This window comes from Sulfuracidifex metallicus DSM 6482 = JCM 9184, assembly GCA_032834875.1.
Taxonomy (GTDB): domain Archaea; phylum Thermoproteota; class Thermoprotei_A; order Sulfolobales; family Sulfolobaceae; genus Sulfuracidifex; species Sulfuracidifex metallicus.
On record CP135238.1, the window covers coordinates 1,369,468 to 1,395,468 of the forward strand.

Below are 26,001 nucleotides of genomic sequence, written 5' to 3' on the forward strand. Positions count from 1 at the left end.
ATCTACAATGATGGATCTGAGGCGAAGCGTAGTCTACGTACTGGTGGGCATGATAATCCTGTCTTCGCTATTTATTTTAAATTTTAAGCTAAATATCCTTAATAATCCAGTTGAGGCAGCCTTAGTGTCCATTTCGTTCTTTGGGATAATAGCTATATTCATGTTTAGCCTCAGTCCACAACTTCTATCAAGGGAGAGAAAGATCAGCGAGATAGACAAGGTAGTGTTTTACATTTCCATGGCTATCTTCACAATAGTATCCATAGGCCTAATTCACGGGTTTGGTACCGACGATCAAGAATACACCGTGCAGGCTGCGTTGAATCTCTTGAAAGGATATGACCCATATACATCTTTTAATTATCAACCCCTCGGGGTTAAGCCTACGTATACGGTTTATGGAGGAATTACTCATGCTTTTATCTATCCACCGTTATCATTCTTACTTTACATACCTATAATATTAGTATTATCTGCATTAAATTTACCACTTTATTTTACTAACATATTAAATATAATTTTCCAGGATTTGCTATCTCTCATAATATTTAGGGTAGGGATAAAGAGGGAAGATCCAATAGCTGTATTGCCAATTATCTTCCTATTCATTACTGCGGACGTTGAGGCACCTGGCTTTAGTGGGGTGTCAGCTTCAATATGGGCTACGTTCATAGCTTTAGGTTACCTCAAGAGCGGATGGAAAGGAGGTTTATTTCTAGGTCTTGCAAATTTATTCAACCAGATTTCTTGGCTTATAACTCCTTTCCTGCTTATATATAAGTTTAAAACATCAAGGGAAGACTTCGTTAAAACGTTAAATGGGTTTACGATATCAATCATTGGATTATCTCTGCCTTTCTTAATTTGGAACCCATACGGATTTTTACATATTTTTACTACCGATGTAGCTACAATCCCAGTAGGTTTAACTGGACTTACAGTACTTAATTTTACCGGGATTCTTGAGGTAGAACCTTGGTATTTCACCTTTATGATGACAGTGATAGGATCCCTTTCTCTATATTTGTATTATAAAGGATTTGGCGTACTAAGGGAAACTTTGTGGATATACCCCATGCTGATAATGTGGTTTTCATGGAGGACATTGAGTGAATATTTCATCGTATGGCCTATGCTCATGTTCCTATCTGTCTTTCAGCTTTACGATTTCAACAATGTAAGAAACAACTTACCTCAAATAAAGATACCTAAAGGCGAAATCTCGACAATACTGCTTACAGCTTTAGTTGTGGTGGGAAGTTTAGGACTGTTAGCCCATAGTCAATACGTAAGTCAAGATCCAGTAAAAGTAGTGAAAGTAAACGTGAACGGTAAGAGCGAGCCAATAACATCAGTTAACATAACGGTTGAAAATGTGGGGGACTCTCCAGTTAACATTACTTTAGTTAGAGTTTCGGTTCCTAATCACCTCAACATGGTATGGAACTATACGCCTAGTAATTATATAAAGCCTGGATCTAACGCAACAATTGAAGCTTTTACGGACAACAAATCCCTTTCAGTAAACGGATCTTGTCTTACAGTTCAGGTATATTCGTCTTACTATATTGGAGAATATAAGGTAAACTTAACTTCGTTTAATATATCTTCCTCTACAATTTCATAATATGATAAGAGAACTTGAACTGGACTGGGGATTCGTTTCAAAGTACCTTGTAAAGAGAATAGGAGATTACATACGTGCAGCTGGAAAAGATGGAGCTATAGTTGGACTTAGCGGAGGAATAGACTCGTCGCTAGTCCTTAGACTCCTAAGGGAAGCTACCGATAACGTGTTCGTCCTACTAATGCCATCTGAAAGTACGCCCAAGGAGGATATAGAGGACTCTAAGGAGATGCTGAACGTTGTAGGTAATCCTCCCCATGAGGAAATAAACATTGATGACGTTGTATCAACTATAGTATCTAAAACCGGAATACATGACAGATTGATCATAGGTAACATCAAGGCTAGAACTAGGATGACGCTTCTCTACGCATATGCACAGAAGTTAAATTACTTGGTAGTAGGGACTGGAGACAAGAGTGAAATTCTACTGGGCTACTTTACTAAATATGGAGATGGAGGAGTTGACATATTGCCTATTGGAGATCTTTATAAGTCTCAAGTTAGAAGGCTATCTTTATACTTGAACCTACCTAAAAGGATAATAGAAAAGCCAAGTTCTCCCGCTCTATGGAAAGGACAAACTGCGGAGGAAGAGCTTGGAATTTCCTATGAGAAGGCTGACGAAATACTCTACTACTGTTTCGAAAAGTTCATGGAACCTGAAGCGGTGTCTAAACTGACCGGAGTTGACGAAAATACTGTGAAAAGAATAGTGAAGCTAGTTAAGATGAACGAACATAAGAGAAGAACACCTGAAATCTTTAAAATAAGCGAAAGAACAGTAGGTTCAGATTGGAGGTATCCTAGGATATGGGGTTAACAGTAGAGTTAGCTCAAATTTACGTCAAGCCTGGTGACGTTGAGGGAAACTTAGAAAAACATCTAAAAATAATACAAAATTCTAATGCGGACTGTATAGTATTCCCTGAGCTCTCTCTCACTGGTTATATATCCAAAGATGCGTTCTATAATTCCTCTAAACTGGCTCTGAGCGGGATACAGAAAATAAAGGAGATTGTCGACAGGAAACAAAACTGTGTTATTGTAGGAATTCCGAGGGAAGTTAGACCAGGGATTTTCAGAAATTCCGCATCCGTTATAAGAAATGGAAGAAAACCCTTCTTTATAGATAAATTTTACTTGGCTAACTATGAGCTATTCGACGAGAAAAGATACTTTCAACCAGGTGATTTGAGAACTGCGAAAACATTTTCATTTAATGGAAAAAGACTGGGAGTCGTGGTATGCGAAGACGCATGGCATCCAGAACCAATAGAACTACTTTCAAGGAAGGGAGCTGAGGCTATTTTTATAATTTCAGCGTCTCCTTTAAGATTAACTGGAAAAGATATTAGAGACAATTGGAGGTCTTTAATTGTAGCCCACTCTCTAATGAACAGCGTTTGGGTCATATTCGTAAACATGGTAGGACAGGGGGATGAAGAGTACTTCTGGGGAGGATCGATGGTTTCGTCCCCCTCAGGAAAGATAACGTTAGAAATGAAAGAATTAGAGGAGATGAATGCTATAACTGTCATCGATATTAATGAGAATAGAATATCTAGATTAAACTCAGGATTTAAGGACCATAGAAGCGAATTTCATAGATACTTATCTAAATTGTAAAAGATATCAAAATAAAAGCTTAAAGTCAACTTTACGTCGTAACGAGAATCTCATATCTATCATAAATATAATTAAACGATTGAGTGCTGTTTAATAGTTTAGGTCTCGTAAATATTTAGTTGATGCTAATGCTGATTCAAAGGTACAGTCCTTTAATAATTATACTAATAATAATTTTTATTATTACGCTACTTTTATCGATAATTAGCCCATTCTTTCTTATACCAGCGATAACAATTAGTTTATTTCTATCTGGATCTAATTACAAGCTTATAATACCGTTTTACTTTATATTATTACTTATTTTAGGTCTAAAAGGAGATTATTACTTTATTGGTTCTTTCATAACTTCTTTTATTATTATACTAGTTTTTTTCAAGAATTTAATAAAAAGTGGTTCTACTAAATAATTTTACAATAGCCTCCTATTAAAACTATTTTAACTTAGATTAATTGAGTTAAAGCTATTTGAACTTGAGTAAAAATGTTCAGAGTTAAACCTTATGGTAGGCTATCTTTAGATATGTTAGTCAAAATGGAAGAACTACTCGAAAACAAAGGATGGGATACTAGAAAGAAGATTATTTTTGAATTGCAAAATAAACCATGTACTGCATATGAACTTGCAAAGAAGTTAGACTTAAATTACTCTACAGTTAAATATCATATTGAATTATTAGAGAAATTTGGCATAATAAGTAAGAAGGCTGATAAAAGGAAAAATATTTATGTTGTTACTAAAAATGCTAGAAGTATTGAAAAATATTTAAAGGAAGAGGAACCCAATTTTTACGATGCTAAATGAGCTAACGTTTTCACTAATTTTCATCTTACTTTATATAGGGTTTGGAATACTAGGAAAGCTAAAGTCAATAGAAGTCGTCATTAAATTGTCCGACATAGTAGTTTACGTTCTAATCTTTTCTATTTCTTTGTGGGCCGGTACCTCGGTTTCCTTTAGCGACATAAGTTCTATTTTAATTTATTCTATTTTAGGTTCTATAATTGTAATAATAGTTACATACAGTTTAGGTTTTCTATTAGATCAGAAAAAAGAAGAGATAAAATTGAGAAGGAAAGACATAGCAAGCTTCCAATATAGATACGGAATCCCGTTTGTATTGGGATGGATAGTAGGAATGGGAATAAGACCGGAGTTAAGCTACGGAACATTAATTAACATAGAGTTGCTGTTTTTAGCCTCCTTCCTAGGCTATTCTACCTCAAAATCAATTAGCATAGATGTAATAAGAAAATCACTAAGTAAGGGGGGTCTATCGCTAATTTTAGTTGTAATAGGAAACCTCATATCTGGCGTTATTCTTTACATTATAGGCTTAGGAAACCTTAAACTAGACGAGATAATTTCTATGGGTAGCGGATGGTATACGTTCACGGGTCCTCTGGTCTCAACATATTATTCTCCATATTATGGATCGATAGCTTTCTTAATTAACTTCTTCAGGGAGCAGTTCTCTTACATTCTAATACCATTTCTTTTGAAGGTAAAATACAGCCCTTACTCTGCAATTGCGGTTGGAGGCGCAACCTCAATGGACACAACCTTACCCCTCTACATAGGGCTGCTGGGTGACGAATACGTAATCACAGCCGTATTTAGCGGAGTTACACTAACTGCCGTTATCCCTATAATACTTCCATTAATGCTTAATTTGCCCTAAATTTTTCCCAGCTTTATCATAACTACTATACCTATGATTATAACTGCAAAAACTACTATAATAGGAATATATTCTAAGGTATTTGAAGGGGTACTTTGTGGAGGTTCTATATTAACCATGTTTAAAGTTATGTGGTTGTAAGTACCATTCAGCTTAAAGAGAACTCCGTTAAGAAAGTATGCGGATATAGGTATAGTTTGGTTATATATTTCAGTGGTTCCCTTGAATTCTTTGTACTGATTTCCTTCTATCGCAACCTGCCCTACGTAGCTAATTGATACGTTATGACCACTGAAAGGAATGAAGTTAGGAAAACAGGAGGAGCCATCAATTAAGGACTTGCTGTAAATTTGGGTACCGTTAGGAAAAGATATGGTAAGAACATAAGATGTAAAAGTTGATGAAGTAACAGTATAATTATAGGAATAGGCAGTCAAGAATTGACCGTCAGCAATGTTAACAGTGTAAAGGTAAGTTGATGGCGATACTCCTAAGGTCATAAAAGGAAACACTAGAACTAAAATAACCATAAAAAGCAACAATACCTTCATAGCATATTTTATTGTCGAGTGACAGTTTAAAGTTATGGAAACTGAAAAGAAACTAGTATTCGAATCAGACTTTTACATTAAGCAAATCATGAAGTTATGGGACGAAGGGGAGAAGTGGGCCTCATGGATATCAGAGGTAACGTCAAAGTACTCAACCGGAAAGAGAATCCTAGACGTCCCATGTGGAATAGGCAGAATTTCTCACTTCTTAGTGAAGAAGGGTTTTAATGTAGTTGGTGTTGATATATCTGAAAAAATGATAAAGGCAGCTGAGGAGAACACTCAAGGAGCTACATTCAAGATTGGAGATATGAGATACTTGGAGGATATCTTTAAAGACGAGAAATTTGACATCACAATCAACATAAACAATAGTCTAGGTTACTACGAGGAAGAGGACGACGTAAAAATTTTAAATCAATTGAAGAAAGTCAGCAAGAGTCTTGTTATAATAAATCTAGATAATAGGGATTATACTATTTATAATAAACCAAATGAATATTATACATATGCTCCTCCTTATTTAGTCCTATCTAGAGAAACTTTCGATCCAACCACTTCAAGATTAATGGTAAGGAGAACGTACTTTATGAACGACAAAGAAATAGGTAAAATAGAATATAGCCAGAGACTATACAGCCTGCATGAGGTTCTGTCTATTTTAAAGAAGGCTGGATTGAAGCCAATAGAAATCGTCGCAGGTCATTCATGGAAGGGATTTAGTATAGAGGACTCCGAGATGACTATAATATCTAAGGTATAGACATAAAGAGAAGAGATGATTAAATTGGCCTTATCTGACATGATGAAGACTGCACGTCAGGATGAAATAGATAAAAGTGGCAGTTTATTTTTTTAATTAGGTTGACGAAAAGATACCTATGCCTTTTAGAGAAAAACCAAAGATGATGATACTTAAAGGACTTATACAGATTCTAATAGCATTTCTTTTATTCTACAAAGGAGATATGTATGGATACGAAATAAAAAAACAACTAGATATTCTACTAAATAAAGAAATAAAAAGAAACATAGTGTATATAACGCTCAAGAAAATGGAAAAGACTGGACTCGTAAATTCTTACGATGTTAATGGGACTAAATACTATAAGCTAAGTCAAGAGGGCAATGAATTTTTAGATTTCCATATACCAATATTAAAGAAATATATAGAAATTTTAGAGAAAATAGTTGATGATTACAATCAGAAGTCAAAAAGGAACGAAAATCAAAATACTAAGCAACTTAAAGAGAGCAAATAAGATCTTATTATGGATAATATCTCAGTTTATATTTCTTTAAGATATAGATAATAACTGTTATAAACTTGTCTTGACTTAGGTTTGTATCTATAGAAGCTATAAGGGAATAAGAAATAGTTAATAGTAAAAGATAGTTCTTAACTGATTTGAAATCAGAACCTCTAATAAGGTAGTTACCAAGCCAAAGTGAACTATCTGGCTAGTCATAGTTTTTAAATCCCTTTGAGCTAAGGAATCCCCATGAGTTCTATAAAGGGAAGGTCAAACCTTATTTACGGAGGATATGAAAAAGCTCCTAATAGGGCTTTCTTAAAGGCAATGGGACTTAATGATAATGACATTTCAAAACCTCTAGTTGGAATAGCAATCGCATGGGATGAGGCAGGACCTTGTAACATACATTTGCTAGGGCTTTCATCAGTCGCCAAGGAAGGCGTGAGAGAAGCCGGAGCAACGCCGAGGGTTTTCACGGCTCCAGTCGTCATTGATGGAATAGCCATGGGAAGCGAAGGTATGAAGTATTCCCTAGTAAGCAGAGAGGTGATAGCGGACACGATAGAGTTAGTTACTAATGCTCACGGATATGACGGCTTCGTAGCTTTCGGAGGATGCGACAAGACTGGACCGGGGATGATGATGGCGATGGCTAGACTTAACATACCCTCCATTTACATGTACGGAGGTTCAGCACTACCAGGAGTTTTCAGGGGAAAACCAATCACAGTTCAGGACGTCTATGAGGCAGTGGGATCCTACAGTGCTGGGAAGTTGACTGCAGAGGATTTGAGGATCATGGAGGACAACGCTATTCCCGGACCTGGAACTTGCGCAGGATTGTATACAGCCAATACAATGGGAATAATATCAGAGGCATTAGGAGTAGCCTTGCCAGGCAGTGCATCGCCTCCCGCTGTGGATTCCGCGAGGGTTAGATATGCAAAGGAAACAAGCAAAGCTATTGGAAAACTAGTTGAAAACGGAATAAAGCCAAGAGATATAATGACTTTTGAGGCTTTCGAAAATGCCATATCTATGCTTATGGCTACTGGTGGTTCAACTAACGCTGTCCTGCATCTACTTGCAATAGCTAAGGAAGCTAACGTTAAGTTGACGCTGGACGATTTTGATAGAATAAGCAAGAGAACTCCAACGATAGCTTACCTGAAACCTGAAGGCGAATACGCAATGTATGACCTTCATAGAGTCGGAGGCGCTCCTTTGATTCTCAAGAAGCTGCTTGAGGCTGGCCTTCTAAATGGAGACGTACTTACAGTAACAGGAAAGACAATGGAACGTAACCTAAAGGAATTCACGTTGCCTCAAATATCCCATGCCCACATAGTTAGAGACGTAAAGGAACCATTCTTACCTTCTGGTGGAATAAGAATACTTAGGGGGAACCTAGCGGAAGAAGGATCAGTAATGAAGGTATCTGCAAGCAAGGTGAAGAGACATAAGGGACCAGCAAAGGTGTTCAACTCAGAGGAGGAAGCCTTCCGCGCTGTCCTAGATAGAAAGATAAAGGAAGGCGACGTAGTAGTGATAAGGTATGAAGGACCTAAGGGTGGACCAGGAATGAGAGAAATGCTAGCAGTGACCAGCGCTATTGTAGGTCAAGGTCTAGGAGAGAAGGTAGCATTAATTACAGACGGCAGGTTTAGCGGCGCCACTAGAGGAATCATGGTTGGTCACGTAGCTCCAGAGGCTATAGTAGGAGGAACTATAGCATTACTTAAGGACGGAGATATTATAGAAATAGACGGAGAAAGCGGATTATTACAAGTTGAATTGGAAAAGAAGGAAATCGAAGAGAGAAGATCGACATGGAAGGCTCCAGATCCACGCTATAGAAGAGGACTACTTGCACAGTACGCTAGCTTAGTGTCATCCTCAGCCAAGGGTGCCGTTCTACAAGCTGATGAATGAAGTTTTATTTTAAGCAAATAAATAACATACTATGGATCGGAATACTGACCCGAAGATCTTTCTATACATGCTAATAATTAACATTGCATTAACAACTGTAATTTCTGCATTACCTGGCTCTTCTTTATTAGGCAAGAGCATCTCAAATCAGCTACAATCTGAGGTGCCATCTCCTTCCAGCAACTACTTAGTTTCAGGAGCTTACATAGGAATGCACAATTTCCTTCTTGCACTCGGTATGTCAATTCCGTTCGTAGGCTTAGCTTGGGGACTCTTTGTTCTAGGAGACACTGCATACGCCTTCGCATCCTTAGGAGCTATGAACAAAGTACCTGGAGTGCTTTTAGCTTCCAATGAAGCGTTCTTACCCTTTTTCTGGTTTGAGTTCATATGTTATTCGGTCATGATGGGAGAAAGTTTCATACTAGGTCGTGCAATTACAAAGGGAAACCTTAACAAGTCAATACTTAGGGATTACGCTTTCATCATAATAGGAGTAGGGCTAACACTTTTAATAAGCGGATATGTTGAAGCCGCATTTATTAACCTTGAAACTAGTTTAGGGATTTAAAAGAATATAATTTATTATTATTTATATTTAATCTAAAAAGACTAATATAATGGTTTCCATATTTATAGTAATAAAAATGGGTATAAAGCCAGTCACTTATATTGTTAAAACAAGTTTATATCCCTGAATTTAAAGTAGTATATGGAGAGACTTATGAGAAGAGTTCTTAAAGCCGCAATTTTAGGTGCAACAGGTTTAGTTGGAATAGAATACGCTAGAATATTATCACAGCACCCATACATTAAGCCAGCGTACTTAGCTGGAAAGGGATCCGTAGGTAAACCGTACGGCGAAATAACAAGGTGGCAAACAGTAGGTCAGATTCCGAAGGAAATTGCAGACATGGAAGTGAAACCGACAGACCCAAAGCTAATGGATGACGTTGATTTAATCTTCTCTCCTTTACCGGCAGGGGCAGCCGGGCCAGTGGAAGAAGAGTTCGCAAAACAAGGCTTCCCGGTAATAAGCAATTCTCCCGATCATAGGTTTGACCCAGACGTTCCTATGATGGTACCAGAAATAAATTCGCACACTGTAACTTTAATTGATGAACAGAGAAAGAGGAGGGATTGGAAGGGATTTATAGTTACCACACCTCTATGCACAGCACAAGGAGCCGCAATACCATTAGCTCCAATATTCATGAACTTTAAAATGGAGGGTGCTTTCGTCACTACAATACAGTCACTCTCTGGTGCAGGTTATCCCGGAATTCCCTCATTAGATATCGTGGATAACATCTTACCTCTAGGAGATGCATACGACGCGAAGACCGTAAAGGAGGTGTATAGGTTACTAAGCGAGACGAAGAGGAACGTTCAAGAGCCTCACATAAAGGAGGTCAGCTTATCGGCTACTACGCATAGAATAGCCACAATACAAGGGCATTACGAGGTAGCGTATGTAACATTTAAGGAAGAGACCAGCGCAGAAAAAGTCAAAGAGGCAATGGAGGAGTTCAAGGGAGAACCTCAAGACCTGAAGTTACCTTCAGCACCAGATAAACCAATATTATTAACTAATAAGGATAATAGGCCTCAAGTGTACTTCGATAGATGGGCAGGAAATCCACCTGGAATGAGCATAGTAGTTGGAAGAATATCGCAAGTAAACAAGAAGACGATTAGGTACGTCTCGCTTATACATAACACCGTAAGAGGAGCAGCAGGAGGAGGCGTACTAACTGCTGAATTACTAACTGAGAAAGGATACCTACCTAAGTAATCTTTTTGTCTTCTTTTTACTCTTTCTTGTAGAGATGGACTATTTTAAGCTAATAAAGAAGATCTCTGTTTCCAAGGAGGTTGCAACTAAAGTTTATAGAATCTGCAATGGAGGATATTTCACGAGACTTTACTATGCAAAGCCGCCCATGATAGTTAAGCTAAGATATTGGCCTAATGGTTACACAAAAAAGATAATAAAGGACTTTCCGCTTTTGGCAAGACCTCGCTACAACGAAGCTTTCGAAATGCTGGTATTCAGCGATGTATTCTCTATAATAGGAATGAGCTCTTCTTTATCAGGAGAATCCTTGTCAATGTCGCTTATAGAGGAAGAGGTGAACAGCGTTTTTAGTACAATAAAGGAAATAGCGGAAGATCAAGGGATATCGGATTACCCCACGAGAACCTCAGTCATGATAGATGCCTCTGGATTGATACCGGATCTATTAGCGAAAAGAAATGAAGAAAAAGAAATGAATTATTTACAAATAATCTCAGATGCTATATACGACAGTGATGCTATGCAAAAATTGAGGGAAAAGTATCCATGGGCTAAAAACCTAAGCAGGGAAACTTCCCTTAAGGCAATCTCGCTTTCAAAGGAACCTGACAACTTGCTTTCATTATTGGACTTCCTTACAGTAGTCGTAGCAGGAAGCGTGGCAACCAACGAATTCGATAAGCTAGTAATGAAGTACGGGATAAGAAACGGTCTTAAAATGCTGATCAAGGAAGGACACAGCGCAGTTATGAACGTGAAAGACGGTTCGGATGACTTCGCTGAGGCGATGAGAAAAATTAAAGACGAAATAAACTCTCAGATAAACTACTTCTGACTTAAAGATTTCAACTTCTCTAAAACCTTGGGTATGTTTATATCCATGGGGCAGACTTCCCTACAGCCTCCAGAATGAACGCAGTAAGTCGAAGGCGTGGCATCCTTATATGAGACGTATGACCACATGGCACCCATAGGACCCGTAAACGGCGGGTCTCCCCAAGTACTGCCTAAGACCCTATAAACCGGGCAATGGAAATGACATCTTCCGCATCTTATACAAAGAAGTGACTCCCATATTGTGGGATCCTTTGAAACTTCTATCCTTCCGTTATCCACCAGAATAAGGTTGAACTCTTTAGGACCGTGTGCTGGAGAAACCCTCTTCATTTCAATGTCTCCTGTGGAACTAGGTCCTGAAGTTAAATTAACGTAAGTTGGAGGATACAACCCAGCGTATGCCGATTGAACCATCACTTCTAGGAAGGCATGTTCAAGTGTGGGAAGAATCTTTTCCACGCCAGCAATAGCTATATGCTTCTCTGGAAGGATGGTGGTCATTCTTATATTACCCTCATTCTCGATTAAGAGTACGGACCCAGTATCTGCAGCTATGGCATTTGCTCCAGTTATGCCAACCTGAGCATTAATGAACTTTTCCCTAAGAAATTTCCTCGCTTCAACGGCTATTTCCTCGTGTGATTCTGCTTTAGAATCAGGATTAACTTTACGTACAACCTTAGACGCTTGCTCTTTAGTCATGTGAATTGCTGGAGCTATTATATGTGAAGGTGGTTCGTTTGAGAGCTGTATTAGAAATTCCCCTAAGTCAGTTTCCCACACGTCCTTTCCTCTCTCTATTAAATGATCCCTAACTCCACATTCGTATGCCACCATTGACTTACCCATTACAATTCTTTGATTATCTCCAACTATTTTATCAACAATTTCCCTCACTTCCTTAGCGTCCCTGGCAAAGTATGCGTTTCCTCCGTTTCGTTTCACTGATTCTATTGTAAGCTCGACGTACTTGGAGATATCTTTGATTACCTCGGTCTTGCCTTGTCTAAGTTTTTTCCTTGCGTCGTTAATATAAGGATAAGACTCTAGAATTGACCTTACTCTGGGGACGTTGTTGTTTACCGCTCTATCTATTGCTATATTCCATATTTCATTCACTGTCAATCACCTCAGCTATATCGTATGCCTCAACGTAGGGCGATAAATTAACGTAACAGAAAGGACACTGTACAATCACCTTTTCTGAAACTTTCTTTAATTGATTTGCCCTATATTCTCCTATTCTTTTACTGACCCTCTCGTCGATGGGTGAGAGAGGACCACCACAACAGAGGGAATTTTCCTTGGATGTTACCATATAATCTTCCTTGAAGGAAACCCCAGCCTTCTTCAGAAGTTCCCTATACACTTCTCTCTTATTTAGAAACCTTGAATATAAGCATGAGTCATGTATTACGAAATCGCCCTTCTTCCCAATTCCCACTTCCCTCAAGAGTTCCATGTAGTTTACTACATCTATGTCAAATGTAATGAACTCCGAATACCTAGAAAGTGCATTGTGAGAGTGAGGATCTGTGGTAATAATTCTCTTGACCCCTTGTTGCTTAAATTTTTCTCTTACTAGAGTAGCATACCTTTCGAAGTCCGACAACATGCCCAACTCTAGCAGAAACGCTCCACTATACGGTTCGCCCTCATACATGTAGCCGAAGTTAATTCCATTCTTTTTCAGAAGAGAAGATATACTTCTTAGTATTTTATATGACCTATCTAAGGCTGCCTTATCAGGATGGAATTTCTTTGCTAAGTTTAAAAGCGAAGCATAGAAGAGCCTATTCTTTGAAAGTATTGGTATAAATCTATCGAAAATGGCTGATAGCGGTGCAACTTGATACATACAACCTGTGTATAGTATGGTTCTTCCTCCCCTAGGCTCATTCGTAGCCCAACCAGTACATATGGACTTATCTAAAGGAAAAGGAGTGAAATCGCTCATCATTACTTTCATTAGAGCTTCCTTCAGCGATTTATCCATAAGAGATACTATATACAACATGTTCTAATAAAGAACCTTCCCAGCCAGTAACATTAAATTGTTACAATTACTTACCTTGGATTATATAGGAAATCATACGCATATCCCCTTATAAGCCAGAAATTGAGAGATGTTAATCGTGACTCAGAAAACAAGAAAGCTTACACAGAAGAAAAGAGTTAACGAGAGTATTCTAGCTTTTAAGAAGGAATTGAAAGCTATAACGTTTGAGCCTTTTTATGGTTCAACTATAAAGGATATTATAGCAAAGCTTACAGTGAAATTAGAAGAAATAGCATCGCAGTATGGATACGAAATTGAGTTCCCTGAAAAGGCTAAAACTGAAATTGAAGGGGATATTTACTATTTCGAATACGACGTTAAAATTAAGACAAAGGTTTCTAATAAGAAAATAACAATACAAGTTCAGTTCATGAACGTAACGTATGAACAAGGAGGATGGATGGGAATAATAACCTCAGTAAAGTAAATAAAAATTGAATATTATTTAAAAAGTTGAAAAATGACTTGAATTTATGAGAACTTTCTCCTAGTAAGCAGGGCTATAAATATAACTATTGCTAGAATAACCATCAAGGCAATTAATGTCGAGAATTGCAATGTAACCTTGCTATTAGTGTTATTCTGAGTCAAGGATATTGGGCTAGTACTTGAAGTATTCTGGGTCATCGAAACGTTCTCTTGATATTTAGACGGAGAATTTGATTTACCTATGGCAGTTATGTTTGTTACCTTAATATTTGTAATACCAAGCCTTTCTACACTGCCATTAACTTCCTGAGTTAGATGCAAAACGGTGGAATTAATTAAAGTGACCGTGCCGTTCTTTACAATCAAGTTGTTTATCACGCTATTAATTATAGTAGCGTTATGGTCAACTATGTTGGCGTTTTGGACGTATGAGTAGGCTGCAAAATTACCGTCGAAGTTCTTTATGTAAACGTAAGGTAAAACATAGATTCTCGTGTTTACAGCTGAAGGCAATATCTCCAGAGAGCTCACGTTAAGATAAGATGGAGAGAAGGTGGGGAATCCGTTAAACGATGTTCCCTCGACGTATACGTTCCAGTAACCTGAAGAACCAAACTGAGAGCTGCCGAACGCGTCCTCTGGGACTGTGAAGTTGCCCACCCATTTACCATGGTCGTAGTTAAGTTGAACCACCACCTGACCTTGTCCTATATTATTCAACAAGAAGTTTGGTACTAACACAGCGTCAAACGTACCGTACTTAACGGGTGAACCGTTGAAGTAGTTAATCTCGGTCATAATATGAGCCGTCTGATTCTCGTACAAGACCCCGGATGGAGATATTGAAACCGAAGTTACCAAGCTTTGAGGGGCTACATATATTTGCGTCGTACCTATGCCAGTGGCTGTGTAGTTAATTGAGGAATAAGTTGCGTTAGCTATAATCGTATAGTAGCCAGAAGGTATGTCTGGCACTTTAACTTGTGCTAGGTAATATGAATTAGCTCCATATGTAATTACATTAACTGATGCTGAATATTCAACCTTTCCTTCCTTAACGAAAGATATAGTAATATTGGGCATGCCTAAGGACTCCTCAGCTACATCTAAGGTCACATTTTGGCCAGGGGAGATCACTAGTGGTTCAGTTGCAACAGCAGGAATGACGGCTGGGACAACGTATATTCCTTCTACGAATTCGTCAATTCCGAAAGCGTTGTTGACCTTAGCTTCATAAATTCCTCCTATGTACTTCTGATCGCTGAAGTTATAGTAACCTAGATAATACGATGTATTTAATTGAAAGACTTGACCAAATATAGTAATATTGAAAATGGGGGATATGGAAGCAGTAACGGATGTAACAGTGGACACTGAGTTAGTCTCAGGCGAATACTTGTAAATATTGACGTTTACAGAGTTATATGGCGTCACCAAGGATCCATTGGCGTCGGTTAATTCCACTATAACTGGGACGTCCTCAGGCTCGGGATAAATAGCTAGTTCTGGTGAGATAAACACTGCTTGATAACCCACTGTAATATAGGAAAATCCATAAACTCCTTCTGAGCCTACAACTATCTCCTGCACTCCAGAACCAGAAGCGTTGAAGTGACCTACCCAATACGTTCCATTGAAGTGCAGAGTAAAGAAACGAGTCACATTAGAACCGTTATAAACTTCTCCCAGCATATTTTTCACTGGAAAGTTAGGCTTGACAACAACTGTTACTTCTTGTCCATCTCCGTAGGTTGAGTTATATGTAGCGACTTGAATTTCCTTCTGATGCAGAACTGAAGGTAGGTTTTGATATAGATTGCCTGCATTTATGTAACCTAGACCATCTATGTTGAAATCATTTACCGAGTAAGGAGTATCATAGCCGAAGTTAACCTTGGTGAACGAATTCGTGTCATTTAGAGAGTAAAGTAACGTATTAACGTAACCTAGCTTACCGTAAGCTTGAGTCATCAAGTCTATCATACCAGCAGTTAGAGGTGTAGCTACAGAAGTTCCGCCTATTAGTTCCGTAATGTTATAATAGTAAAGGACTGGTACTCCAGTGTAAGGGTTAGCAAGGGCTGCCACGTCGGGAACCTTTGTAAATCCGTATAACCCTTGATATACAGGTGAAGGAAATATGGAGCTAATTCCAGATGTTGTTGCGCCAAAAATGCTCTCTCCGCTCCACGCAGTTTGAACTGAAGTGTTGCCAGATACGTAAAGCGTAGTTCCTCCAACAGATAAAACGTAAGGAATTGATGCAGGGAACAACAGTGAACCTTGTGGAGATAAGAAATAGTTATATCCGGTTCCTCCAGCATCTCCTGCAGCTGCAAGGAAAGTTATACCTTCAACTTCACCCAACCAGTACTCATATATTAGACTCTGAATATAACTGAGAGGAATTGCACCTATAAGCACGTCTATCTCAGGAATTCCAAAGCTCTCAGAAACAACATTAACTTGATCGCTATTCACGATACTGGCTAAAATGGAAGGAAGAGGTAAATCGGGGTTGGCTACATAAAGGTAAATGCTAGCTTCGGGCGCAACTAAGTGCGAATATTCTACATCAAGGGATATTTCAAGCGCCCAACCACTGCTTATTCCAGCTTGCGGATCATAAGGACCTATTGGAACGATATTGAACGACGGAGGATTTGGTATATTATACTTGGAGTCAAATGACTGTAATTGAGAACTTATATAGGGATCTCCATAAAAATCTAAAATTCCTATTGCAGTTCCGTTGCCCTCTATACCTCTGGACAACAAGTACGTTATGTTATAGGCTTTGTATATTTCTTTGGGCGAAATTTGCTGATAAGCTACAAGCTGTGTTGCATTATAAAGTGTATCAGGCTTAGATAAATAAGCCTCGGTTATGTTAGTCCCTGTAATTATAGCGTTACTGAAAGGAGAATTACCTAAGAATTGATAGTAGTTAATACCATGAAAGGACGACTCGACTATCTTTCCGTGTAATGCGTCCTCTACCTCGCTGGCTTTACCAGAAACTGTAATGACATTTAGATAACTTTCAACTGAAAGACCTTTCTGTTTAAGATAGGCGACTGCATTCGAAATCTCAGATGAAGGAATAAACAATCTCATCATTTGGGTCTTGTTAACTATTGTATGATTTTCAACCATCATTTGTAGCAAGGCTAAGTTCTTGGGTTGGAATACTATAGATAATGTAACGTATGAATTACCATTTATTGTTTTTGCATCAGATAGAATGTTAGAATCAAGATTTTTCTGTAGTAAAGGAACCGAGAACGATGAAGCTACTAACCCGGCCTCACTCATTAGAATCGCTATAAATACTAAAGTGATCACTTTCGATAACGGCATATTTTTCCTTAAGATGTGGTCATTTAAAGACTATTCGTTATACTACTTAAATATCATTTTTTGACTTTTTATCAACAATTACAAAATATCTTGACATAAATAATTGGTTTAGCTTTGAAAGGACCTTGATGCCAATGAACAAGGAAAACATGCTACAATCAAATTTAGATTTATTACTTAATCGTAAGAAGTGATCTCATGAAAATAGAAAGGTACGATATAAGTTTAGATTTTGATTTTAAAAACCTAAAATACAATGGATATGAAAAAATTTTATTGGAAACCCAAGATGTGAAGCTCGATGCTATGAACTTTGAGATCCAAAGGGTTAAAATGAATGGCGCTGAGACTAAATTTCAATACGACGGAAAGGTACTCAAAATAGATGGAGTCAACGAAAATAAGAAAACGTTGGAAATATGGTTCTCCAAGGAAGTAGAAACTACTCAGCTAACTGGTATTTATAAGGCTAGATATGACGGTGACGATAAATACATCATTTCAACGCAATTTGAGGCTACACATGCTAGAGAGTTCATACCATGCGTAGATAAACCCGAATATAAGGCTGTATTCAAGTTAGATGTGAAGGTTGACAAGGGACTTAAGGTAATCTCTAACATGGAAGCTAAAGTGAGCTACGTGGAAGATAAGGTACTATACTCATTCGATGAGACTCCCAGGATGTCAACTTATCTCCTTTATCTAGGAATAGGTAATTTTGAGGAAATAGAGGATAACTCCAGACAGCCTAAAATAATAGTTGCTACCTTGCCAGGAAAGTCATGTAAAGGAAAATTTGCAATAGAAGTGGCAAGAAAAACCATTGAGTTCTATGAAAAATACTTTGACATAAAGTACCAGCTACCTAAGGAACATTTAATTACGGTTCCGGAGTTCGCCTTTGGGGCAATGGAGAACTGGGGTGCAATTACCTTTAGAGAGACTGCGCTGCTTGCTGATGATAACTCAAGCACTCAACAAAAGATAAGAGTATCGGAGGTTGTAGCTCACGAGTTGGCCCATCAGTGGTTTGGCGACCTAGTTACAATGAAGTGGTGGGATGACCTTTGGCTTAACGAAAGCTTTGCAACATTCATGAGTCATAAAGCAGTAAATGAGACCTTCCCAGAATGGAAAATGTGGGAATCGTTTCTTACAGGGGAAACTGCACCAGCTCTCATGAAGGATTCCCTAACTACCACACATCCTATAGAAGCCCACGTAGAGTCAGAATCGGATATTGAGCAGATGTTTGATGACATAAGCTACGGTAAAGGTGCCAGCGTTCTAAGGATGATAGAGGCTTATTTGGGACAAGAAAAGTTTAGGGAAGGGATCTCCAAATACTTGAAGAAGTTCTCTTTCTCCAACGCTACTGGAAACGATCTATGGGATTCACTCTCAGAGGCATCTGGGGAGAACCTTAAACCAATCATGGATAGCTGGATAAAACAGGAAGGTTACCCGCTTGTTGTAGTTCAGTTAATTAGAAATCAAGGAAAGTTCAGGCTAGCTTTAAGACAAGATCGCTTTCTTTTAAATGGGAAAAATGACGAGAAAACATATGCAATTCCAATAACTTATAGATTAAACGGAAATAATGAGTCAGTCCTAATGCGTGAGAGAACCCTAGAAAAGGAACTTAACGCCTATCCGAGCCAATTGATTGCTAATGTTGACAAGACAGGGTTCTATAGGGTTCTTTATGAGGATCTAGATTTGGCTCTAAGGACTGAAAAATCTAGCATGGAAAAATGGGGATTACTAAACGACTATTTCCACTTTTTAATAGCTGGAAAGATAGATCTTGAGACTTACAAGAAGGTCCTAGCTTATTCAGCCAGACAGAAGTCGACGCTAGTTTCCAACGAGATTGCGGATCAAATGAGAATTCTCTTCGCTATTAGTCCGTCAAAATACGGAGACCTTGTAAGGGACACATTAAGGGAAACCATTAAGCTTTGGAGCAAGCCTAAGGGCAGATTAGAGAAGATGGCGTACTCTAACGTAGCGTCGACTCTAGCTATAGCGGACGAGGGATTTTCCTTAGGATTAGCCAAATTATTTGACGATTATGACAAACTTGATGGTGACATTAAACAGCCCGTTGCAATTGCATACGCAGTAACTGGGGAAGAAGACTCATTCATTAATTTGCTGGACAAATTAAGAAAATCCAACTTAGACGAAGAGAAATTAAGGATCATAAACTCAATGCTCAGCTTCAAGAAGGATTTCCTAGTTTCCCTCACTTTAGGACTCTTTTACACAGGTGAGATTAAGAAGCAAGACATAGTGAGAATACTAACTAGAGCTTCCTCAAATCCATATTCAAGAATAGCAGTATGGACTTGGTTGAAGCTTAACATAGATAAAATAAGGGAAATATATAAGGGAACAGGGATATTCGGAAGAGTGCTCTCTGATTCATTACCGTTATTAGGTATAGGCATTGAGGATGAAGTAACAAACTTCTTCCAGATGAAACAAATAAAGGAAGCCGAAAGGGGTATTAAGGCTGGTATAGAAATGCTGCACGCTCTATCAAAATTGGCTTAAAACCATTTTTTAAACTTCTAATATTCCATGACCAACATGGACAAGTACTTGTTAGCCTTACTAGGTGAAGCTGGCGCAAGCGGTTTAGCGAAAGGTTTCAGCATAAGATACAAGGCATTTCAAGAGGCATATCTAGAAGAGAAGGAACACTGGAAATACTTCAAGGAGTTTAGGACTTCCTTCCTGGAAATTCCCGTTTTTATATCCTTATTCATGTTAGGTTTACTCTTTTCATTCGTCGGGGAAAGAGCGGTCAGATATGTAAACAGAAAAGCTGAGCAGGGTGCAATAAATTTCTACAAGGAAAGGTTTAGAAATGAGGAAAAAATTAAGGAGATATTAAATGACGAGCTCAAGCATCTTTCAATGAGCTATAGGAATTTGAGACAGTAGAACCACTACATCACCGTAATTTACTCTATCGAAGAAATGATATTGCTCTTCCCTTTGTCTAATTAATGGCATTGAAGTTATGAAGCAATCTGAATCACAACAAATTATAGTAAAACCTATATCTTTACTTTCATTTATTTCTAATCTTTTAGATATCTCGTTTCTAAAGGCTTTTGATTGCTCTTGGAAGTTATTCAGGTTTTCTTTACTAATGTTATATTGATTATACATCTCCTTTAATCTCTTAGATTTTATATAATAAAAGATTATAATTGTAATCAAAGTTGATATAACCAATGAAAACAGAAGAAATATAGAACCATATTTGAGAAAAAGCACAAATGATACAGCGTAGAGAATAACTGCTACAATAATTGGAAGTCTGGAGAACAGGGTAATCTGATGTTCCAGCTCGTTAAGTTCTTCTTGTATCTTCTTTTCATCACCTATCCTATAGGATAGCTTAGAATTGGCTAGCCACTTTGACCAAACATTATCCGAGGTGATCAACTTGATGTCAATTCCGCTAGCAGCTCTGGAAAGTAAGGCCTCTGCCACATCTTGGTCGAGTTTTTCCGTAACGACCAAGACTTTGGACGAGGCTTTATTTATTGCAGATAAGAGATTGCTATATATTTCCTTGGAAGATTCCACAACAACCATTACAATCTTATTAGTAATCTATGGCTTCAATTAAACGTTTCCACCATAAAACCTTGAGTTTAGACGCTAATTCACATCGCTAAGGAATAACTTCTGTAGAATCCTGAACTGGATCGTAAATCAAATCCTCTTTGCTTAACACTCCGCCCTCTATTAGTTTCTCTATTTCAGGAATTTTGGATATAACTAGTCTTAAGTATCGCTTATTTACAGAATCTACAACTTGGAAACCATCATCGCCCCAATATCTTTCGTTAGATGCATATAAACATCTCCCTCCACAATATTTATTTAAATCACAAGACTTACAGTAGTCAGGCAGAGGATCCTCCAATAGCCTGAAACCATTAACACTTCCTAACTCTGCCCATTTCTCCCTCACTGCTATGGGGCAGGAGAGAATTCTTCCCTCTGGAGTCACGGTAATTGAAGAGTATCCTGCTCCGCAAGGAGAACCCCTATAACCACCAGTGAAGTGAGCGCTAATAACTCCCAGAAATGGTATTATTTTAACTACCTTACCCTCCTTCAGATTCTCCATAAAGAAGTCCATTAATTTAGTTAGACCAGGGAGATAAGAATTCTCAGCCCAGTTCTCAAAATCCCACCTTTCAGACCATATTACATTAAGTTGCCAGTGAATCTTATCGAAAACTCTCAGATTTATTAAATGCATTACCTCTTCATAGATATCTGAATCCTTAGTAACTGCCATTCTCGCTATTGTTTCTATGCCCATCGATTTCAAATATTCAGCGTTCTTTATTACAGCTCTGAAGACACCTTTTCCTCTATGCTTGTCCGTTATATCTTCTCTTCCATCAACAGAAAGCAAGGCTACGTTCATCCTTTTCCAATAACTTTCTGGAAGCAATCTAACTGCAGTTCCGTTAGTTTGTATACCCCATCTGGACGCTCTCACTGTATCCATTACCTTCATTATAAACTTTGGGTTCATCAATGGTTCTCCACCGTAAAATATTATAGTAGGTGATTTATCATTCTTTTCAATTACTTGCTTGAGTTGCAAAACATTGTACTTGCTTTGCCAAGATACCACGTCCTTAGGAAATGAACCTCCACAATAATCACAGATAAGATTACATTTGCCCGTAGTCATTACTAACCAAAGCATCGCATTGACCCAAAATATTTCCCATTAAAAAAGATATGCTTATATGTTAGCAAAGGTATTAACAATAATTAGGATTGAAGTCCATATCCCCCAAACTAATTGCAATCGTTGGCTTGATGGTAATATTGATTACTATAATGATAAGTGACTTTACTCTTAGCTCTTATATCTTCACTCAGAATGTAACTATATCGCCTTATTCCACTTATAGCACAACGTTAGGTAGTAGCACCTTGATTAACATAAAGTTCACCAACCCTCTAAACGTAACCTATTATGGAGGCCCTGTGTTTGACCTAAAGACGGAAAAAGTTGCATCAGCTACTGCGGTAGTAGTTGCAAATAACTATTCATATACTCAAGACATACAGGAACAGGAAATAGTTATCCCTCCTTACATAGCTTATGAATATATGTCGATGAGTATAGGTATACTTCTCTTAGTAGTTGGGATAATAGCTTCTCTATTAAAGAAAATTAACAAATTGTAAAGAAGTCTTAAGTGCTATGTCTTCCTGCTCTTCCCTTATTTTATAGTATAGCTTTAATGCATAAGCTATCTTAGAGAAATATTCGCTTAGGCTATTACTCGTTAATGGTCTCTTAATAGAGACGGAAACATAAGTCAAATCTTCGTTTTCCTTAAAGCGCACTCCCTTCTGGGAGATTACATCGTTAACTAACGATAACCCTACAATTTCCTGTAGATCTAGGTCTAGGGAAGTGGTGATCTCATTTTCAGTCACATGTAAAGTTATAGAGTCCTTGAAGTTACCTGGCTTCATTAGAGATTCTCTAAATCTATCAAGATTATCTAACTTCTCTGAAAGAGACATAACTATATCGTTATCTTGAGATAAAATAGGATATATCAAAATAGCATAATTTCCAAACTCCCTCATCATATAACCATTCTTAGTCTTAATCCAGTCTCCATCGTTTTCTATCTGATACTTTGTTATACTTTCATGAAAAGCGTATGGGTTAAAGTATATTTCAATAGTTATATTTTGAGATGACTGTCTATTTATCATTTTTAAGAACCTCTTCCGCATTTTTCTGCAATCTTTATGTTCATATCATCCTCGTAAGAGATTATACAGAGGAAAATTACATCGTCTTTACCTACATTTACAAGTTCGTGCGGGACAAACTTATTTATAAAAATGAAGTTTCCTGGTTCTAACATATAGCTTTCATCTGCCACTTTAACCTTGACCTTACCTTGCAATATGAATAAGGTCTCTACGTACTTATGATTATGGCATGATATTATACCATCAGGTTTCATAGTAAACCTTCTAAGGGCATAACTTTCACACCCTTGATCCTTAGTCACAAGCCATTGTATGAAGGTATCTTTGCTCTGCCCTATCTTCACTAGATCAGACTTCACTGAATTAACTTCGCCTTTGAAGAAATCCATGGCTACTAATCTCTAAACATACATTACTTAAAAAGATTCAGAATCTGCCAACGCCCATTTCATTAAATCAAATGGGTAGAACGTCATCATTCGTACTCTCCTTAATTCCTTAGAATATATCTTTTTCCCCTCCAAACTACTTCCCTCTTGTTCCAATTGTATATTAATAGAAATAATGCATACTGAATCGCAAATAAAGTCATTAAGGAAGGAATTATAGATAACTTCCCATATTTTCTTCCTCTAATTATATTCTTAATTATCCAAAATAAATACGGTGTTATGAGAATGGGATCAACGGGGGAAAGAATTAGAAATATCAGAAATATGAATCCAGCCAGTAAATATGCAGTTGCACCCTTTGGTGAATACTTTCGTATTGTAATCAGTTGTCTTGAGGACCACCTTATAAGATCCTTTTCGTCGTAAATGTTTAGAGGCATCGCGTCCATTAGAAAACCTATCCTTCCACCTTTCCTTTTAATTATTCTTGTCATTGTGCAATCGTCACACCATTCTCTTGACAGCTCGTCCATGACTTCAGCTCTGAGTATTAAATCTCTTTTAAATGCCATCGAACCTCCCCACAAAAACCTATTCTTTTCAGAGAATTGAGATTCGAATCCTAAAGTCCAGAATCCAGCTCTAACTAAATTCTTTATTGAAAGATGTGTTGGCTTAGGCCATGGATATGTTGTGGTTGCGTCAAATTTGTCTAGAGCAGAAACCATCTTCCTCAACCAAAGTTTATCGTAGCGAGTATCGGAATCTGCGAAGACTATCACTTCTCCATCGCTGGACGCCAAACCAGATAATTGAGCTCTGATCTTCCCGCTGCAAAGTTCGCACCTATAGTTTGAGATTATAACTTTAACACCTATTTTTTTCAATTTTTCCACTAGATTAGGTTCAGAATCCGGATCTACTACGTAAACTACTTGATAGTCTGGATAATCCTGTTGAAGCAGAGACTTTACATTTTCCTCCATACATTCATCAATTCCTCTAACTGGAACTATTACAGATGCCCTTGGAGTCATGTTTATTTCATTAAATTTTAATTCCTTTTCCTTTAAAATTTGCATAAATATGAGCATATCTGTAATTATAGCTAAAATTGTTAGAAAAGTTAGTAAATAAGTTAACAGCATCAGTTTTCACTGCTATTAAGTATTCCGAGTTTGGTCATAATATCAAGAAAGTCGCTAGCGTATTTTTCATAAATTTTGCTTAAGTCGTCGAAGTAATCGCTCTTAAGTAATTGCACTAGGTATTCCCTGACTTCCAAAAAGTCCTCTGGATTAGCTATTCCATCTTTCACCAAATCTGAAGCAGTCAACCAAGAGTTGAATCTCAAGTGCATGTCGTCAGATTTTAACAAGACTAGAATATTCTTTACATAAGGTTTCAACAAGGACTTCTCTATTACATCATCTTTAACTAGATTCCTTGCTAAGGCCCATGCGTCTATCTGATCAGCGTTCTGCAATCTTAGGAAATTAAAGAACAAGTCTAACTTGTCGCTCAAATCGGAAGGATTAAGAATTCCCTTAGATATCATTTCTTCTCCTACCCACCAGTTATCCAATTGGGGCTTCGTCACTAGTTCTACAATTCTATTTCTAAGTCTCTCATTTATTTCAAGTATTCCATAATGTATTAATTTATCTAATAGCTTAAATGCGTGGAGTGCAACTGTCTCATCTTCATTATAAAGAAGAAACTCAAAGTTTCCCAAGAGGGATTCTATTTCCTTCTTTGTTAATATGCCGTTATCAATTAAATAATCTATTTTGTTCCATCCATCTAACCTATCATATAAATTTTCGCTCTTTAGTAAGTTAATGTAGAAATCCTTTGACGCCGACATAACTATAATATGACTGCGTCCCTTAAATCGTTTCGGCTAAACTTTGGATAGACTATAAAGCAATTTAAATTATATAAAAAAGTAGATAAATATTCCTAATCATTAATAACATTATAATTTTATTAATTCTTATTTCTTTAGGCTTACTCTACCCATTTTTCTAAAGACTTAACTATGTCACTGTATTCCTCTAATAGTACATTTAGACTCCTAAGTTTAATGAGGAACTCGTCCTTATCTTCTATGAAATTTTGGCAATCATCAGATGTCATGAAAGAAGATTTAGATCCGTCGAAGTAGACTTTAGCCTTTAGACACCCGTCCTTACCTATTTCTATCTCTGCATAGGTTTTACTTTCGAAAGTTGCAGATTCCTTGGAAAACTCCTTACCAAAGGATATTTTAACCTGCCTTATATCGAAGCCTAAGTACCTTTCTGGTTCTACGTTACAACTCCCCGTAAAGTCGTCTACAAGTTTCTTAACTAACTTAACCGGAACTCCATAGTAATTTCCAACTACAGATATTCCTTCGTTTATATCCGATGAAGCATCCTGAAGCAGCCTTGTAAGTTCTTGTTTACTTTCCTCACCTTTAGTAACCTTTAAATTATGCATATCAAATAGCCTATAACCGTCAAACGTAACCCTTATACCATTAGAGAACAGAAAAACTGACATTTTATCATCATTTTTTTTAATTTCTAAGATAAACTTGCCGGTATTACAATTGAAAATTAAAGTCTTTCCGTCACAATAAAATGAAAAGCTAGTTTCGGTAACCCATGACAAG

General features: G+C 37.5%; 26 protein-coding genes. 15 read left to right on the forward strand and 11 right to left on the reverse strand.

The window, feature by feature from the left end; translation table 11 throughout:
- Positions 1-10 precede the first annotated feature (10 nt).
- From RQ359_RS07570 to RQ359_RS07590, 5 genes are all read left to right on the forward strand, one after another.
- A complete protein-coding gene (locus RQ359_RS07570) occupies positions 11-1,627 on the forward strand; it encodes a hypothetical protein (protein ID WP_156017054.1) in 1,617 nt (538 codons plus the stop codon).
- 1 nt (position 1,628) lies between these two features.
- Positions 1,629-2,450, forward strand: a complete 822-nt coding sequence (locus RQ359_RS07575) for an NAD+ synthase (protein ID WP_156017052.1) — start codon at positions 1,629-1,631, stop codon at positions 2,448-2,450.
- Positions 2,441-3,256, forward strand: a complete 816-nt coding sequence (locus tag RQ359_RS07580; protein ID WP_054838305.1) for a nitrilase-related carbon-nitrogen hydrolase — start codon at positions 2,441-2,443, stop codon at positions 3,254-3,256. The genes RQ359_RS07575 and RQ359_RS07580 overlap by 10 nt, the downstream gene beginning before the upstream one ends.
- Before the next feature lie 523 nt (positions 3,257-3,779).
- The gene (locus RQ359_RS07585) at positions 3,780-4,061 is read left to right on the forward strand and encodes an ArsR/SmtB family transcription factor (protein ID WP_054838332.1); all 282 of its coding nucleotides are present in this window, start codon (positions 3,780-3,782) and stop codon (positions 4,059-4,061) included.
- Complete coding sequence (locus RQ359_RS07590) at positions 4,051-4,938, forward strand: LysO family transporter (RefSeq protein WP_156017050.1); 888 nt, start codon at positions 4,051-4,053, stop codon at positions 4,936-4,938. Before RQ359_RS07585 ends, RQ359_RS07590 begins: the two co-directional genes overlap by 11 nt.
- Here RQ359_RS07590 and RQ359_RS07595 read toward each other — a convergent pair.
- A complete protein-coding gene (locus RQ359_RS07595; protein WP_054838301.1) occupies positions 4,935-5,489 on the reverse strand; it encodes a hypothetical protein in 555 nt (184 codons plus the stop codon). The two genes, RQ359_RS07590 and RQ359_RS07595, sit on opposite strands and share 4 nt — an antisense overlap.
- Positions 5,490-5,523: 34 nt before the next feature.
- Here RQ359_RS07595 and RQ359_RS07600 point away from each other — a divergent pair, with 34 nt between their 5' ends.
- From RQ359_RS07600 to RQ359_RS07625, 6 genes are all read left to right on the forward strand, one after another.
- Complete coding sequence (locus tag RQ359_RS07600) at positions 5,524-6,252, forward strand: class I SAM-dependent methyltransferase (protein ID WP_156017048.1); 729 nt, start codon at positions 5,524-5,526, stop codon at positions 6,250-6,252.
- Between the two features lie 118 nt (positions 6,253-6,370).
- Positions 6,371-6,751: a PadR family transcriptional regulator gene (locus RQ359_RS07605; RefSeq protein WP_156017046.1), complete on the forward strand. Its 381-nt coding sequence runs from the start codon at positions 6,371-6,373 to the stop codon at positions 6,749-6,751.
- 240 nt (positions 6,752-6,991) lie between these two features.
- On the forward strand, positions 6,992-8,677 hold the full coding sequence (gene ilvD / locus RQ359_RS07610; protein ID WP_054838299.1) for a dihydroxy-acid dehydratase: 1,686 nt from the start codon (positions 6,992-6,994) through the stop codon (positions 8,675-8,677).
- Positions 8,678-8,708: 31 nt separating this feature from the next.
- Positions 8,709-9,248 (forward strand): hypothetical protein, encoded by a 540-nt coding sequence (locus RQ359_RS07615; protein WP_054838298.1) that lies wholly within the window; start codon positions 8,709-8,711, stop codon positions 9,246-9,248.
- Between the two features lie 153 nt (positions 9,249-9,401).
- Positions 9,402-10,472 (forward strand): aspartate-semialdehyde dehydrogenase, encoded by a 1,071-nt coding sequence (gene asd, locus RQ359_RS07620; protein ID WP_054838331.1) that lies wholly within the window; start codon positions 9,402-9,404, stop codon positions 10,470-10,472.
- A gap of 34 nt (positions 10,473-10,506) precedes the next feature.
- Entirely contained in the window at positions 10,507-11,310 is an 804-nt protein-coding gene (locus RQ359_RS07625) for a hypothetical protein (RefSeq protein WP_054838297.1), read from the forward strand.
- On the opposite strand, the gene RQ359_RS07630 is transcribed toward RQ359_RS07625, so the two are convergent.
- Together RQ359_RS07630 and RQ359_RS07635 are read right to left on the reverse strand one after the other, a co-directional pair.
- A complete protein-coding gene (locus tag RQ359_RS07630) occupies positions 11,301-12,431 on the reverse strand; it encodes an LUD domain-containing protein (protein WP_054838330.1) in 1,131 nt (376 codons plus the stop codon). The genes RQ359_RS07625 and RQ359_RS07630 overlap by 10 nt on opposite strands.
- On the reverse strand, positions 12,424-13,329 hold the full coding sequence (locus tag RQ359_RS07635; RefSeq protein WP_054838296.1) for a (Fe-S)-binding protein: 906 nt from the start codon (positions 13,327-13,329) through the stop codon (positions 12,424-12,426). Before RQ359_RS07635 ends, RQ359_RS07630 begins: the two co-directional genes overlap by 8 nt.
- Before the next feature lie 118 nt (positions 13,330-13,447).
- Between RQ359_RS07635 and RQ359_RS07640 the strand changes: the two genes are divergently transcribed.
- Positions 13,448-13,798 carry a hypothetical protein gene (locus RQ359_RS07640; protein ID WP_054838329.1) on the forward strand — a complete coding sequence of 117 codons (351 nt, stop codon included), beginning with the start codon at positions 13,448-13,450 and terminating at the stop codon, positions 13,796-13,798.
- Positions 13,799-13,842: 44 nt separating this feature from the next.
- Here RQ359_RS07640 and RQ359_RS07645 read toward each other — a convergent pair whose 3' ends face one another.
- The gene (locus tag RQ359_RS07645) at positions 13,843-17,160 is read right to left on the reverse strand and encodes a S53 family peptidase (RefSeq protein WP_457921155.1); all 3,318 of its coding nucleotides are present in this window, start codon (positions 17,158-17,160) and stop codon (positions 13,843-13,845) included.
- A gap of 198 nt (positions 17,161-17,358) precedes the next feature.
- On the opposite strand from RQ359_RS07645, the gene RQ359_RS07650 reads away from it, so the two are divergent.
- Together RQ359_RS07650 and RQ359_RS07655 are read left to right on the forward strand one after the other, a co-directional pair.
- Complete coding sequence (locus RQ359_RS07650; RefSeq protein ID WP_156017038.1) at positions 17,359-19,722, forward strand: M1 family metallopeptidase; 2,364 nt, start codon at positions 17,359-17,361, stop codon at positions 19,720-19,722.
- Positions 19,723-19,758: 36 nt separating this feature from the next.
- Positions 19,759-20,115, forward strand: coding sequence for a ferritin family protein (locus RQ359_RS07655; RefSeq protein ID WP_156017976.1), 357 nt, complete (start codon positions 19,759-19,761; stop codon positions 20,113-20,115).
- On the opposite strand, the gene RQ359_RS07660 is transcribed toward RQ359_RS07655, so the two are convergent.
- Both RQ359_RS07660 and RQ359_RS07665 read right to left on the reverse strand, forming a co-directional pair.
- On the reverse strand, positions 20,086-20,778 hold the full coding sequence (locus RQ359_RS07660) for a hypothetical protein (protein ID WP_054838292.1): 693 nt from the start codon (positions 20,776-20,778) through the stop codon (positions 20,086-20,088). The genes RQ359_RS07655 and RQ359_RS07660 overlap by 30 nt on opposite strands.
- 79 nt (positions 20,779-20,857) lie before the next feature.
- Positions 20,858-21,913, reverse strand: a complete 1,056-nt coding sequence (locus tag RQ359_RS07665) for a TIGR04084 family radical SAM/SPASM domain-containing protein (protein WP_054838291.1) — start codon at positions 21,911-21,913, stop codon at positions 20,858-20,860.
- A 74-nt stretch (positions 21,914-21,987) separates the two neighbouring features.
- On the opposite strand from RQ359_RS07665, the gene RQ359_RS07670 reads away from it, so the two are divergent.
- Positions 21,988-22,404, forward strand: coding sequence for a hypothetical protein (locus RQ359_RS07670; protein WP_156017036.1), 417 nt, complete (start codon positions 21,988-21,990; stop codon positions 22,402-22,404).
- On the opposite strand, the gene RQ359_RS07675 is transcribed toward RQ359_RS07670, so the two are convergent.
- From RQ359_RS07675 to RQ359_RS07695, 5 genes are all read right to left on the reverse strand, one after another.
- Entirely contained in the window at positions 22,381-22,947 is a 567-nt protein-coding gene (locus RQ359_RS07675; RefSeq protein ID WP_054838289.1) for a hypothetical protein, read from the reverse strand. The genes RQ359_RS07670 and RQ359_RS07675 overlap by 24 nt on opposite strands.
- Before the next feature lie 2 nt (positions 22,948-22,949).
- Entirely contained in the window at positions 22,950-23,339 is a 390-nt protein-coding gene (locus tag RQ359_RS07680; protein ID WP_054838288.1) for a cupin domain-containing protein, read from the reverse strand.
- A 101-nt stretch (positions 23,340-23,440) separates the two neighbouring features.
- The gene (locus RQ359_RS07685) at positions 23,441-24,490 is read right to left on the reverse strand and encodes a glycosyltransferase (RefSeq protein WP_457921156.1); all 1,050 of its coding nucleotides are present in this window, start codon (positions 24,488-24,490) and stop codon (positions 23,441-23,443) included.
- Entirely contained in the window at positions 24,490-25,209 is a 720-nt protein-coding gene (locus RQ359_RS07690; RefSeq protein ID WP_156017034.1) for a hypothetical protein, read from the reverse strand. Before RQ359_RS07690 ends, RQ359_RS07685 begins: the two co-directional genes overlap by 1 nt.
- A gap of 143 nt (positions 25,210-25,352) precedes the next feature.
- Positions 25,353-26,000, reverse strand: a complete 648-nt coding sequence (locus RQ359_RS07695) for a hypothetical protein (protein ID WP_156017032.1) — start codon at positions 25,998-26,000, stop codon at positions 25,353-25,355.
- Position 26,001: the final 1 nt, after the last annotated feature.

Bases quoted from the DNA above. Each gene is read 5' to 3' on its own strand.
- RQ359_RS07570 (WP_156017054.1), top strand. From the start codon at position 11: ATGGATCTGAGGCGAAGCGTAGTCTACGTACTGGTGGGCATGATAATC.
- RQ359_RS07575 (WP_156017052.1), top strand. From the start codon at position 1,629: ATGATAAGAGAACTTGAACTGGACTGGGGATTCGTTTCAAAGTACCTT.
- RQ359_RS07580 (WP_054838305.1), top strand. From the start codon at position 2,441: ATGGGGTTAACAGTAGAGTTAGCTCAAATTTACGTCAAGCCTGGTGAC.
- RQ359_RS07585 (WP_054838332.1), top strand. From the start codon at position 3,780: ATGTTAGTCAAAATGGAAGAACTACTCGAAAACAAAGGATGGGATACT.
- RQ359_RS07590 (WP_156017050.1), top strand. From the start codon at position 4,051: ATGCTAAATGAGCTAACGTTTTCACTAATTTTCATCTTACTTTATATA.
- RQ359_RS07595 (WP_054838301.1), bottom strand. From the start codon at position 5,489: ATGAAGGTATTGTTGCTTTTTATGGTTATTTTAGTTCTAGTGTTTCCT.
- RQ359_RS07600 (WP_156017048.1), top strand. From the start codon at position 5,524: ATGGAAACTGAAAAGAAACTAGTATTCGAATCAGACTTTTACATTAAG.
- RQ359_RS07605 (WP_156017046.1), top strand. From the start codon at position 6,371: ATGCCTTTTAGAGAAAAACCAAAGATGATGATACTTAAAGGACTTATA.
- ilvD (WP_054838299.1), top strand. From the start codon at position 6,992: ATGAGTTCTATAAAGGGAAGGTCAAACCTTATTTACGGAGGATATGAA.
- RQ359_RS07615 (WP_054838298.1), top strand. From the start codon at position 8,709: ATGGATCGGAATACTGACCCGAAGATCTTTCTATACATGCTAATAATT.
- asd (WP_054838331.1), top strand. From the start codon at position 9,402: ATGAGAAGAGTTCTTAAAGCCGCAATTTTAGGTGCAACAGGTTTAGTT.
- RQ359_RS07625 (WP_054838297.1), top strand. From the start codon at position 10,507: ATGGACTATTTTAAGCTAATAAAGAAGATCTCTGTTTCCAAGGAGGTT.
- RQ359_RS07635 (WP_054838296.1), bottom strand. From the start codon at position 13,329: ATGTTGTATATAGTATCTCTTATGGATAAATCGCTGAAGGAAGCTCTA.
- RQ359_RS07645 (WP_457921155.1), bottom strand. From the start codon at position 17,160: ATGCCGTTATCGAAAGTGATCACTTTAGTATTTATAGCGATTCTAATG.
- RQ359_RS07650 (WP_156017038.1), top strand. From the start codon at position 17,359: ATGAAAATAGAAAGGTACGATATAAGTTTAGATTTTGATTTTAAAAAC.
- RQ359_RS07655 (WP_156017976.1), top strand. From the start codon at position 19,759: ATGGACAAGTACTTGTTAGCCTTACTAGGTGAAGCTGGCGCAAGCGGT.
- RQ359_RS07660 (WP_054838292.1), bottom strand. From the start codon at position 20,778: ATGGTTGTTGTGGAATCTTCCAAGGAAATATATAGCAATCTCTTATCT.
- RQ359_RS07665 (WP_054838291.1), bottom strand. From the start codon at position 21,913: ATGCTTTGGTTAGTAATGACTACGGGCAAATGTAATCTTATCTGTGAT.
- RQ359_RS07675 (WP_054838289.1), bottom strand. From the start codon at position 22,947: ATGATAAATAGACAGTCATCTCAAAATATAACTATTGAAATATACTTT.
- RQ359_RS07680 (WP_054838288.1), bottom strand. From the start codon at position 23,339: ATGGATTTCTTCAAAGGCGAAGTTAATTCAGTGAAGTCTGATCTAGTG.
- RQ359_RS07685 (WP_457921156.1), bottom strand. From the start codon at position 24,490: ATGCTGTTAACTTATTTACTAACTTTTCTAACAATTTTAGCTATAATT.
- RQ359_RS07690 (WP_156017034.1), bottom strand. From the start codon at position 25,209: ATGTCGGCGTCAAAGGATTTCTACATTAACTTACTAAAGAGCGAAAAT.